Below are 11509 nucleotides of genomic sequence, written 5' to 3' on the forward strand. Positions count from 1 at the left end.
GAGCCGGGGCGGGCGCCGGGACCCGAGAGGGGGCCCGAAGGCGGGCCGGTGGGGGGCACCGAAGGACGGCCGGACGGGGGTTGGGAAGTCACGTTTCTCCCTTTCTTCCGTTCCGCGCCCATTGTGTGCTCCGGACCGGTCCCGCCCGCAAGCGGACAGCACCTGCCGGTACTAGCGTGGGCCGGGTGAGCAGCCACCTCGTCCGCCAGTGGGGCGAAGCCCTCGCCGCCGTCGTCGCCGGATTCCTGGCGATGGCCGTCACCGCCGCACTCGGCCTGTGGGCCGCGGGCGCGGCCGACCTGCCCGGCGGCTTCCCGAACATCGTCGCCGCGGTCGTCGTCATGGCCGCGGGCGGACAGGTCGACCTCTCCGGCGACGCGGGGGCGCTCGCCGGTACGAACGCCGAACTCACCGCCATGCCGCTCACCGTCACCCTGGTGGGCGCACTCGTCACCGGCATCTGCTTCCTGCGCCCGATGCGCCACCACGCCGTCGCCCGTACCCGTGACCTGCTCGCCCGGCTCGCCCGCACCGTCGTCCTCTGGCTGGCCGCGCTCGCCGGCATCTCCGCCCTCGCCCAGTACGACTTCCGCATCTCGATCGGCGGTGGCGAAGGTCAGGACACGCTCTCCGACCTCTTCGGCGAGCTGCTCGAAGCGGTGAACCCCACCGTCGGCTTCCGCACCGACGTGGGCCTCACCCTCCTCTACGGCCTCCTGTGGATCCTCGGGGTCCTGCTCATCGCGCTGCTCGTCTCCCGCAGAGCCCCGCTGCCGGCCCGGCTCGTCCGGTACCAGGAGCCCGTCCGCCCGGCCGCCTTCGCGATGCTCCTCCTGCTGCTCGCGTACGTCCTGATCGCGCTGGTCATCGGCGTGGTCGTGGCGGCCACCAAGGGCCACCCGGCCGAGACCCTCGCCGTCGTCCTGCTCGGCCTGCCCAACGTCAGCTGGCTCGGTCTCGGTGTCGGCATCGGGGGCTCCTGGGAGGGCAGGGTCGAGGGGCCGTTCGGGCTGCCCATGCCACAGATCCTGGACGCCGTCCTGCGCGATCCGGGTGCCTCCGGGTTCTCCACCGTGGACCTGTCCTCGCTCTCCTCCCACGACTCCCGGGCATGGTGGCTGCTGCCCATGGCTGCCGTCCTGGTCCTCGGAGCGGCCTTCGTGGCGGCCGTCCGCTCGCCGGCCCGGATCCGGCTCTGGCAGCACGCCCTCCACCTGGGGGTCGCCTTCGCCCTCGCCATCCTGGTCGTCGCCCCCGTCACGCTCGTCGAGGCGCGCATGGGTCTGTCCATCCTCGGGATCGGTGAACTCGAATCCCTCGGCGGCGAGGTCCTGCTGCGCCCCCACGTCTGGAAGACGGCGGGGTTCGCCCTGCTCTGGGGCCTCGCCGCCGGCCTCATCGGCGGCCTGCTGGCCTCCCGTGTCCACCGCCGCGGCGAGATCGAGACCGGCCTCGACCAGGACGAGACCGGCCCCGGCAAGGCCGCCGCCCGGCCGGGCCCCCGGCCCGAGCGCCCGTAAGCCCGTAAGCCCGTAAGGACATATGGGAGAGTCCCCAAGGCGCACGGAGCCACGGTCCGGAGCCGAAACCCCAAGGCGCACGGACCCAAGGCTCAGAGACCCCCCACGGCGCACGGACCTAAGGCTCCCGGAACACCGGAAGGGCCCACTTCGGCGGCATCGGTGGTGCGGCCGGCGGCTCGGGGTCTCCCGTGCCCTCCCGTCGTACCGGCCCCGGACCGCCCCGCTCCAGGGCTGCCCGCAGCGCGGTGACGAACTCCAGACACGTCCCGTACCGCTCCTCCGGTGCCTTCGCCAAGGCCTTCGCGAGCACCCCGTCCGCCGCCTCCGGAAGTCCGGACCGCTCCGCCGAAAGCGGCGGCGGCGGATCGTACTGATGGGCCCAGAGCAGCGCCATGTCGTCGTCGCGCCGGAACGGCGGCACCCCCGTGAGCGTCTCGAAGACCACGCACGCCAGGCTGTACACGTCGCACCGGCCGTCCACCGGCCTCCCGGAGATCTGCTCCGGCGCCACGTAGTCGAGCGTGCCCACGAACTGCCCGACCGTCGTCAGACCGGTCAGGGACAGCGACTTCTTCGTCAGCCCGAAGTCCGTGAGATAGACATGCTCCGGATGGTCGCGGTCCGTGCCCTCGGCGACCAGGATGTTGCCCGGCTTCACATCCCGGTGGACCAGATCGTGCGCGTGCGCCGCGTCCAGCGCCGAGGCCACCTGGACGGCGATCCGCCCCGCCTTCACCGGCGCCAGCGCCCCCTCGCGGTCAAGGAGCGCCCGCAGGTCCTGCCCGGGGACGTACCGCATCGCGATGTACAGCACGCCCTCCGTCTCGCCCGCCTCGAAGACCGGGACGATGTGCGGATGGTCGATCGCGGCCGCCACCCGCGACTCGTGCGCGAACCGCTTGCGGAAAGTGTCGTTACGGGCCAGCTCGGGTGCCAGCAGCTTCAGGGCCACCGTCCGGTCCAGTCGCACATCCCGCGCCCGGTAGACGACGGCCATCCCGCCGCGACCGATCTCGGCCTGCACCACATAGCCGGCGATCTGCTTCCCGACGAGTCCTGACTCCCGGCCCACGGGCAGGTCCGTGTCCCGGGTCGCGCCGGCCATCAGTCCTCACCCGGCAGCTGGGCCCGGTCCACGACCTGCGTGGGCGGCGGGCCGGCCGGCTCGGCGCCCCGGCCCTCGATCCGTCCGTCGACCCGCGCCACCACCTGGGTCGGTTCGTGGCCGGCGGCCGCGTCGACCGGTACGGCGGCGCCCGCCGAGGGCCCGGCCGAGGACGCGTAGGTGGTGAGCCCGATCCCGTCGCAGTACACCCAGCGCTCGTGCTCGGCGTCGTACAGCCACAGCGACTCGCCGTCGACCACCATCCCCACCCGGAGCCCCCGTGTGCGCCTGCGGAACGTCTCCCCGTCCGTCCGCCCCGCCGCCAGTTCCTCCGCCGCCCGCCGGTAGCGGCCGAGTGACTCCTCGACGCGGGCGATCAGCGGCCGGGGATCGGCGGTCCTGGCGAGTGGCTTGCGGGCCTCGGGAGGGTCCACGGGTACAGGGACGAGGAGCCGGGCGTCGACCCAGGCCGACCAGCCGTTCGAGCACAGGATCTGCCCCCACTCGCCGACCCGCTCCACGAGCTGCACGGGGAGGAACGCGTCGAGCGGCACGGTGGGCAGCCCCAGATCGGGTGCCTCCCAGGCGGGCAGGCCGTCGCGGGGCACGACGTGCGTCGGCCGGAAGTCCGGAACGTACTCCGGTACCGGTGGAGTGACCGGGATGCCCATGGGCCGCCTGCCTTCCCTCGTCCTACTTCCGCATGATCACCGGCTCGTGGCGGCGCAGCAGCCGCGCGACGGCGTAGCCGAGGACGAGGCAGAGCACCACCAGCATCCCCATGTCGAACAGCCAGGCCTCCAGCGTGTGGTGGAGCAGTGGATCGTCCGTCTTCTCGCTCGGTGCGATCCTGCCGATGTCGATGGTCGCGCCCATCGCGGCGAAGGCCCATCGCGACGGCACCAGCCACGCCAGCTGTTCCAGGACGGGCGAGCCGTGGACCGTCAGCAGGGCGCCGCAGAACACCACCTGGACGATGGCGAGGAGGACGAGCAGCGGCATCGTCACCTCCTCCTTGCGTACCAGTCCGGAGACGAACAGGCCCAGCATCATCGCCGTGAAGGACAGGAGGGCGACCGCGAGGGTGAGCTCCACGAGAGGCGGAAGGAGCACACCCTTGCCGTCCGGCACGTTCAACGGCACACCGATCAGAGCGACGAGCGTCAGGACCACGGCCTGGACGACCGTGATCAGGCCGAGGACCACGACCTTGGACATCAGATACGCGGAACGGGACAGGCCGACGGCTCTCTCCCGCCGGTAGATCGTGCGCTCCTTCACCAGCTCGCGCACCGCGTTCGCGGCGCCCGTCAGGACGCCGCCGACACAGAGGATGAGCAGCACGTTCATCGTCGACTCGGGTCCCAGACTGCCCTCCGACAGCGCCCGGGCCATCGCTCCCATCACGAACGGCAGGGCGACCATGATGGCCAGGAAGGTCCGGTCGGCGGAGAGGGCGGCGGCGTAGCGGCGTACGAGCGTACGGAGCTGGGACCCCCAGCTCTGCGGCTTGGGCGGCGGCGCGGGCTCCGGCACCGTTCCCGAGGCGGGCAGGGGTGGCCGGTTCATCGCGTCGGCGATGTACCGGCGGTGGAAGCGCGAGGCGCGGTACTGACCGGCCCAGTCGCGACCGCGGTCGTTCTCGAAGGCTTCGAACGCCTCCGGCCACTGGGCGAACCCGAAGAAGGCCGGCGTCTCGTCCGGCGGTCCGTAGTACGCGACCCGTCCCCCCGGTGCGAGGACCAGCAGCCGGTCGCAGACGTCCAGGCTCAGCACGCTGTGCGTGACGACGATGACCGTCCGTCCGTCGTCGGCGAGCCCGCGCAGCATGTGCATCACCGAGCGGTCCATGCCGGGGTCGAGGCCGGAGGTCGGCTCGTCGAGAAAGAGCAGCGACGGCTTGGTGAGCAGTTCGAGGGCCACGCTGACGCGTTTGCGCTGGCCGCCGGAGAGGCTGTGGATGGGCTGCTCCGCCCGCTCGGTCAGGCCGAGTTCGGAGATGACCTCGTCGACCCTGGCCCGGCGTTCGTCCGCCGCCGTGTCCTCGGGGAAGCGGAGCTCGGCGGCGTAGCCGAGGGCCCGTCGGACGGTCAGCTGAAGGTGCAGGATGTCGTCCTGAGGGACGAGTCCGATGCGCTGGCGCAGTTCGGCGTAGTCCCGGTAGAGGTCGCGCCCGTCGTACAGCACCGTGCCCCGGTCGGCGGGGCGCTGACCGGTGAGCGCCCCGAGGAGGGTCGACTTGCCCGCCCCGGACGGCCCGATCACGGCGAGCAGGGACTTCTGGCCGACGGGGAAGGAGACGTCGTCCAGGAGGGTCTTGCGGTCCTCTCGTCCCCGGCCGCCCCGTCCGGCCCTGCCGCCGCGTCCGCCGCGGCCGCTCCGGCCCACGGTCACGGCGAGGTCCTGGACGTCGAGGGAGACCTCGCCGGTGTCGGTGAACTCGACGAGCTGGTCCCCGATGAGGCAGAACGCGGAGTGACCGATGCCGACGATGTCGTCCGGGGTCACGCGCGCGTGGGCCACGGGACGGCCGTTGAGGTAGGTGCCGTTGTGACTGTCGAGATCCTGGATCCAGTAGGTGCCGTCCGGATGGGCGCGGAGTTCCGCATGGCGCCGGGAGACCACCAGATCGTCGACGACCAGATCGTTGTCGGGGGCCCGGCCGATCCGCACGGTACGGGTGGGCAGCGGCCGGATCGAGGTCGGCTGCCGGAACGTCCCGGTGGCGGCGGGATACGAGACGGAGGAGGGCCGCGGCGGAGTCCGAGGCGGCGCGGGCGCCGGCGGCTGCGGGACCGGTACAGGGGGTGGTACAGGCGGGGGTGGTACGGGCGCCGAGGGCTCGGGCTCCCGCGCGGGCGCGCGGCGGGCCTCCGGTTCCTGCGCGGGGGCGCGGCGGGTCTCCGGTTCCTGCGCGGGAGCGCGGCGGGTCTCCGGTTCTGGCGCGGGGGCGCGGCGGGTCTCCGGTTCTGGCGCGGGGGCGCGGCGGGTCTCCGGTTCCTGCGCGGGAGCGCGGCCGGACAGGACGGCGCGCGGGCCGTCTCCGGGATGCCCGAACCGTATGACCGTCCCGGGACCGACCTCGCGCAGGGCGATGCGCCGGCTGTCCGCGAACGTGCCGTTCGTGCTGCCCTCGTCCTCCAGCGTCCAGTGGTCACCTACGGCCCGCAGGACCGCGTGGTGCCAGGACGTCCGGGCGTCCGCGAGCACGATGTCGCTGGTGGGGTCGCGCCCGATGCGGTAAACCCGGCTCGGACTCATCACGGTGGCGTCCCCGTCGATCTCGAGGACGAGCTCGGGTGCGGCGGGCACGACGGGCCGCTGTCCCATGCGTGAATTTTATCTTCCGGGAGAGATCCGTGCCTCCGAGAGGCGCCGGTATCGTGGGCGACTCGATCGTGTCGAAGGAGAGTCCACCCCGTGCCGAAAGGTGTCACCAAGCGCCGCCCCCGGACCCGGGCCGCCCTGTTGAAGGCCGCACTGGAGACCTTCGCCGAGCACGGCTTCCACGCGACCACGATCGAGCAGATCTGCGAGCGCGCCGGCTACACCCGCGGTGCCTACTACTCGAACTTCGCGAGCAAGGAAGAGCTTTTCCTCGCCCTGTTCGACGAGCACAGCGAACGAGTCGTACGGCGCCTCGCGGAGGCGATCGACGCGCTCCCCGCCGAGGAGTACACGCTGGAGCGGCTCGCCGTGCTCGCCTCCCGGGTCGAGCCGGACGAACGTGACTGGTACCTGGTCACCACCGAGTTCACCCTGCACGCCATCCGCGATCCCCAGGCGGCCTGGGTGCTCGCCCGCCACGACGCCCGGCTGCGGGCCGAGATCGCCCGCGGTCTGGAGACGGTACTGCGCCGGGCGGGACGCGAACTGACCGTGGACGCCGACCGGTTCGCGCGACTGGTGATCGCCCTGCGGGAGGGCGGGCTGGCGCAGAGCTATGTTGAGCCGGAGGAGCTTCCGCCGGGCAGTCTCGAACGGGACTTCCTCGCCCCGCTCCTGGCCGCCTCGTCGCGCGAGATCGGCCCGGACGGGGCGCGCGGCCCGACGGGTTGAAAACGGCGGGAGGGGAGGGGTGGGAGGAGCGGGACGAGTCGAACGATCGGGTCGAGCGGGACGAGTCGAACGAGCAGGTCGACTGGGCCGCGTCGAACGACCGGGGCGAGCCGGTCAGTCGAACAGATCCGGGTCCGACACCGTGATCTGATCCCACAGCGGACGGGCCTGGAACCAGCCGGCCAGGTGCGTACCCACCTGGCCCCGAGTGATCAGCGCCGTCTCGCGGTCGATGAGCTGCGGCGTACCGGCGGCCATCGCCAACAGTTGGGCCTGGCAGGAGCGTTCCATGGTGACGAACCACCAGACGGCCTCGGCGACCGAGTGCCCGACCGTGAGCAGCCCGTGGTTCTTGAGGATGACGGCCTTGTGGTCGCCGAGCGCCTTCGCGACGCGGTCGCCCTCGTCCAGCTCGTTGACCACGCCCCGGTAGTCGTCGTAGATCCCGTGGTCCTCGAAGAAGGCGCACGCGTCCTGGGTGATCGGATCCAGCGGGATGCCGAGGCTGGAGAAGGCCTTGCCGTGCAGCGAGTGGGAGTGTGCGGCGGCCACGGCGTCGGGGCGGGCCGCGTGGACCCGCGAGTGGATGACGAAGGCGGCACGGTTCACGGGGCGGTTGCCGGAGAGCAGGGTGCCTTCGTGGTCGACGAGGACGAGGTCGGACGCCTTGATCTGGCTGAAGCTCATCCCGAACGGGTTGACCCAGAAGGCGTCCGGGTTCTCCGGGTCGCGGACGGTGATGTGTCCGGCGACGCCCTCGGAGAAGCCGAACCGGCCGAATATCCGGAAGCCGGCGGCGAGTTGCTCCTTGCGGTACTGCCGCTCCTCCTCCGGCGAGTCGAAGGTGGGCGGCAGGGGGAGGGTGACCCCGTCGGGCATGGGGCCGACGGCTGCGGCCAGAGCGGGCGGAAGGGTGCTCATGGGGCTCCTCGGGAGGGGCGCGGTCATGCCGGGGGTCCTGGGCAGTGCGAGCGGCACCGGGGCAGTTCGGGCGCGCCAAAAGATACAGACGTGCATCCGATGGGGCAATGGAGGGTGCGCTCTCGCACCCCGCGAAAGGACGGACCGCCAAAGGGGAACGGCCTTGCGGCGCGGGCGCCTGGATGGCTACGGTCACGGAGAAAGCGCTTACTCAGGCCACGCCACGCCACGCCACGCTGGGAGCCAGACCTCGTGCCGCACACCGACGTCCTGATCTACACCCGTACTTCGGGCTACCGGCACGAGTCGATCCCGGCCGGCGCGGCCGCACTCGCCGAACTGGCGGAGGCGGCCGGTTTCGCGGCCGAGAGGACGGAGGACCCCGAGGTCTTCACGCCGGAGCGGCTGGGCGCCTGCGCGGCGGTGGTCTTCCTGTCGACGACCGGGGCCGTACTGACCCCGGAGGGCCGTACGGCCTTCGAGGCGTACGTCGGCGGCGGCGGGGGCTTCCTCGCGATCCACGCGGCGGCCAACGCGGAACCCGATTGGCCCTTCTACGGGGACCTCCTCGGCACACGCTTCGACGGTCACCCCGAGATCCAGCCGGGCGTGGTGTGCGTGGACACACACGACCACCCGTCGACGGCGCCGTTGCCGGGCCGGTGGGAGTGGACGGACGAGTGGTACAACTTCACGTCGAACCCGCGGGGGACGGGCGTACGGGTGCTGGCCCGCGCGGACGAGTCGACCTACCGGGGCGGCACCCTGGGCGCGGAGCATCCCCTGGTGTGGAGCCGTGAGGCGGGGCGCGGCAGGGTGTTCTTCACGGCGCTCGGGCACTCGCCCGAGGCGTACGGGGACGAGACGTTCCGCGCGCACCTGGCGGGGGCGCTGCACTGGGTGGCGGGCGATGGATCCCGCTCGCCCCACGCCTCCCCGAAGCTCTGACGGGGAAGCCACGACAGGGGGAAGCACCGACGGGACAGGGAAGCGCTGACGGGACGAGAGCCCCGGCCTCTGCCCCTTCCCTGCCCTCCCGCCCCCGGCCTCTGCCCCTTCCCTGCCCTCCCGGCCTCGGCCTCTGCCCTGCCTTGCCCTGCTCGTGTGCTCCGCCGGCCGTCCCGAGGCCCGGCCACCCCCGCGTACCGCCCCCGATTGCGCCGCGGGCCCAGGCGCGGGAGGGTTCCCGTGGGGAGACGGCAGGAGGAGAGACATGGCCATCGCCACCGTGAATCCCGCGACCGGCGAGACACTGCGGACGTACGACGCCCACGGGCAGGAGGAGGTCGAGCGGCGCGTCGCCGCGGCGTACGACACCTTCCGGCAGTACCGCACCACGCCCTTCGCCGAGCGCACCCGACTCATGCGCCGCGCCGCCGATCTCCTCGACGAGGACGCCGAGGACGTCGCCCGGACGATGACCACCGAGATGGGCAAGCCGATCACGGCCGCCCGCGCCGAGGCCGCCAAGTGCGCCAAGGCCATGCGCTGGTACGCCGACCACGCCGAGGCGCTCCTCGCCGACGAGCATCCCGCGGAGGCGGACGTCCGCGACTCCGGCGCCGACACCGCCCGTGTCCACTACCGCCCCCTCGGCGCGATCCTCGCCGTCATGCCCTGGAACTTCCCTCTCTGGCAGGTCGTCCGGTTCGCCGCGCCCGCCCTCATGGCGGGCAACACCGGACTCCTCAAGCACGCCTCGAACGTCCCCAGGACCGCCCTCTACCTCGGAGACCTCTTCCGCCGCGCCGGATTCCCCGAGGGCTGCTTCCAGACCCTCCTCATCGGTTCCGGCGCCGTGGAGGCCGTCCTGCGCGACCCCAGGGTCGCCGCCGCCACCCTGACCGGCAGCGAGCCGGCCGGTCGCTCCGTCGCCGCCGTCGCCGGCGACGAGGTCAAGAAGACCGTCCTGGAGCTCGGCGGCAGCGACCCGTACATCGTCATGCCCTCCGCCGACCTCCCCCGGGCCGTCAAGACCGCCGTCACCGCGCGCGTGCAGAACAACGGCCAGTCCTGCATCGCCGCCAAGCGGTTCATCGTCCACACCGATGTCTACGACGACTTCGCCGAGCGCTTCACCGCCGCCATGAACGCCCTGACCGTCGGCGACCCTCTCGACGAGTCGACCGACGTCGGTCCCCTCGCCACCGAGCGGGGCCGTACCGACCTCGAAGAACTCGTCGACGACGCCGTACGCGCGGGCGCCACCGTCCTGTGCGGCGGAGGCCGTCCCGAGGACCGGCCGCGCGGCTGGTACTACAGCCCCACTGTGCTCACCGGCATCACCCCCGGAATGCGCATCCACCGGGAGGAGACCTTCGGTCCGGTCGCCACCCTCTACCCGGTGAGCACGATCGAGGAGGCGGTGGCCGTCGCCAACGACTCGCCCTTCGGCCTCAGTTCGAACGTCTGGACCCGTGACCACGGCGACATCGACCTCTTCGTACGGGACCTGGAGGCCGGCGGCGTCTTCGTCAACGGTATGACCGCCTCCCACCCGGCCCTTCCCTTCGGCGGCGTGAAGCGCTCCGGCTACGGGCGTGAACTCTCCGGACACGGCATCCGTGAGTTCTGCAACGCCACCACCGTCTGGCAGCGCACGTGAGGACCACTCACCCCGGCCTCACCACTCAACCCTGGCCTGACCACCCACCCCTGGCCTGACCACTCACCGCGGCTCGGTCACTCACCCCGACTCGGTCACCGAGCCCGTCCCCGCGTCGCACGTCACTCCGCGTCGGTCACTCGCCCCGTGCCCACGCCAGCAACTCCTCCGCCGACCAGGTGTTGATCACCCGATCCACCGGCACCCCGCACTCCTCCGCCCGCGCGCAGCCGAAGATCTGCCACTCCAGCTGTCCCGGCGCGTGGGCGTCCGTGTCCACCGCGAACCAGACACCCGCCTCCACCGCCTGCCGCAGCAGCCGGCGCGGCGGATCGAGCCGCTCAGGACGGCTGTTGATCTCCACCGCCGTCCGTGACTCCGCGCAGGCGGCGAAGACCCGCTCCGCATCGAACGCCGACTCGGGCCGCAACCGCCCACCGCTCACCAGGCGGCCCGTGCAGTGACCGAGGACGTCCATCAGCGGATTTCGTACGGCCTTCTCCATCCGCCGCGTCATGGCCGGCGCGTCCATCCGCAGCTTCGAGTGGACCGAGCCGACCACCACGTCCAACCGGTCGAGCAGCTCCGGTTCCTGGTCCAGCGAGCCGTCCTCCAGAATGTCGCACTCGATCCCGGTCAGCAGCCGGAACGGTGCCCACTCCTCGTTCAGCCGTGCCACCACGTCCAGTTGCTCGCGCAGCCGCTCCGGTGACAGGCCGCGCGCCACCGTGAGCCTCGGCGAGTGATCGGTCAGTACGGCCCACTCGTGTCCGATCCTCGCCGCCGTACGGCCCATGTCCTCGATCGTGCTGCCGCCGTCGGACCAGTCGGAGTGCAGATGGCAGTCGCCGCGCAGCGCCGCCCGCAAGGTCTCGCCGCCCGCGACCGGCGGTACGTCGATCTCCTCCTCCAAGCGGGCCAGATACGCCGGGACCTGCCCGTCCAGCGCCTCCGCGATCACCGCCGCCGTCTTCGGCCCGATACCCTTGACCGACTCCAGTGTCCCGGCCGCCGCGCGCCTTGCCGCCTCGCCGTCCGACATGGCCGCGACGGCGGCCGAAGCGGTACGGAACGCCCGGACCCGGTACGAGGGTGCCTGGGCGCGCTCCAACAGGAAGGCGATCCGGTCAAGCGCCGCCACGGGATCCATCGCGCGCTCCTTCGTTCGTTCCTTCGCCCGCTCGGGCTCGGGCCGGCCTCTCCGGCCCGGCCGACATTCCCGCCCTCGCCCCGCCCACCGCTCCTGCCCCCGACCCCGATCCCGACCCCGATCCCGACCCCGCTCCTGACCCCGCT

Annotated in this window: 9 protein-coding genes; 4 read left to right on the plus strand and 5 right to left on the minus strand. The window is 72.3% G+C overall.

Translation table 11 applies throughout. The features are described 5' to 3' along the window. The first annotated feature begins 185 nt into the window (after positions 1-185). On the plus strand, positions 186-1520 hold the full coding sequence (locus tag J7E93_RS31765) for a streptophobe family protein (protein ID WP_308368850.1): 1335 nt from the start codon (positions 186-188) through the stop codon (positions 1518-1520). A gap of 118 nt (positions 1521-1638) precedes the next feature. Here the strand turns inward: J7E93_RS31765 and J7E93_RS31770 are convergent, their stop codons facing one another. The 3 genes from J7E93_RS31770 to J7E93_RS31780 are packed head-to-tail and all read right to left on the minus strand — an operon-like array spanning position 1639 to position 5958. Continuing rightward, positions 1639-2628, minus strand: a complete 990-nt coding sequence (locus J7E93_RS31770) for a serine/threonine-protein kinase (protein WP_215073493.1) — start codon at positions 2626-2628, stop codon at positions 1639-1641. Further along, positions 2628-3299: a hypothetical protein gene (locus J7E93_RS31775; RefSeq protein ID WP_215073494.1), complete on the minus strand. Its 672-nt coding sequence runs from the start codon at positions 3297-3299 to the stop codon at positions 2628-2630. The genes J7E93_RS31770 and J7E93_RS31775 overlap by 1 nt, the downstream gene beginning before the upstream one ends. Before the next feature lie 22 nt (positions 3300-3321). Next, on the minus strand, positions 3322-5958 hold the full coding sequence (locus tag J7E93_RS31780; protein WP_215073495.1) for an FHA domain-containing protein: 2637 nt from the start codon (positions 5956-5958) through the stop codon (positions 3322-3324). Between the two features lie 90 nt (positions 5959-6048). Between J7E93_RS31780 and J7E93_RS31785 the strand changes: the two genes are divergently transcribed. After that, entirely contained in the window at positions 6049-6687 is a 639-nt protein-coding gene (locus tag J7E93_RS31785) for a TetR/AcrR family transcriptional regulator (RefSeq protein WP_215073496.1), read from the plus strand. A 114-nt stretch (positions 6688-6801) separates the two neighbouring features. Here the strand turns inward: J7E93_RS31785 and J7E93_RS31790 are convergent, their stop codons facing one another. Continuing rightward, the gene (locus J7E93_RS31790) at positions 6802-7608 is read right to left on the minus strand and encodes a class II aldolase/adducin family protein (protein ID WP_215073497.1); all 807 of its coding nucleotides are present in this window, start codon (positions 7606-7608) and stop codon (positions 6802-6804) included. A gap of 252 nt (positions 7609-7860) precedes the next feature. On the opposite strand from J7E93_RS31790, the gene J7E93_RS31795 reads away from it, so the two are divergent. Together J7E93_RS31795 and J7E93_RS31800 are read left to right on the plus strand one after the other, a co-directional pair. Then, positions 7861-8556: a ThuA domain-containing protein gene (locus tag J7E93_RS31795; protein ID WP_308368851.1), complete on the plus strand. Its 696-nt coding sequence runs from the start codon at positions 7861-7863 to the stop codon at positions 8554-8556. 265 nt (positions 8557-8821) lie between these two features. Beyond that, the gene (locus J7E93_RS31800; protein WP_215073499.1) at positions 8822-10213 is read left to right on the plus strand and encodes an NADP-dependent succinic semialdehyde dehydrogenase; all 1392 of its coding nucleotides are present in this window, start codon (positions 8822-8824) and stop codon (positions 10211-10213) included. Between the two features lie 136 nt (positions 10214-10349). Here J7E93_RS31800 and J7E93_RS31805 read toward each other — a convergent pair whose 3' ends face one another. Beyond that, on the minus strand, positions 10350-11363 hold the full coding sequence (locus tag J7E93_RS31805) for a PHP domain-containing protein (RefSeq protein ID WP_215073500.1): 1014 nt from the start codon (positions 11361-11363) through the stop codon (positions 10350-10352). Between the last annotated feature and the right edge of the window lie 146 nt (positions 11364-11509).

The sequence above is a fragment of the Streptomyces sp. ISL-36 genome (assembly GCF_018614205.1).
In the GTDB taxonomy this organism is placed as follows: domain Bacteria; phylum Actinomycetota; class Actinomycetes; order Streptomycetales; family Streptomycetaceae; genus Streptomyces.

What these genes read in the sequence shown, in the direction of transcription:
- J7E93_RS31770 (WP_215073493.1), bottom strand. Translation starts at nt 2,628, where the DNA reads ATGGCCGGCGCGACCCGGGACACGGACCTGCCCGTGGGCCGGGAGTCA.
- J7E93_RS31775 (WP_215073494.1), bottom strand. Translation starts at nt 3,299, where the DNA reads ATGGGCATCCCGGTCACTCCACCGGTACCGGAGTACGTTCCGGACTTC.
- J7E93_RS31780 (WP_215073495.1), bottom strand. Translation starts at nt 5,958, where the DNA reads ATGGGACAGCGGCCCGTCGTGCCCGCCGCACCCGAGCTCGTCCTCGAG.
- J7E93_RS31790 (WP_215073497.1), bottom strand. Translation starts at nt 7,608, where the DNA reads ATGAGCACCCTTCCGCCCGCTCTGGCCGCAGCCGTCGGCCCCATGCCC.
- J7E93_RS31800 (WP_215073499.1), top strand. Translation starts at nt 8,822, where the DNA reads ATGGCCATCGCCACCGTGAATCCCGCGACCGGCGAGACACTGCGGACG.
- J7E93_RS31805 (WP_215073500.1), bottom strand. Translation starts at nt 11,363, where the DNA reads ATGGATCCCGTGGCGGCGCTTGACCGGATCGCCTTCCTGTTGGAGCGC.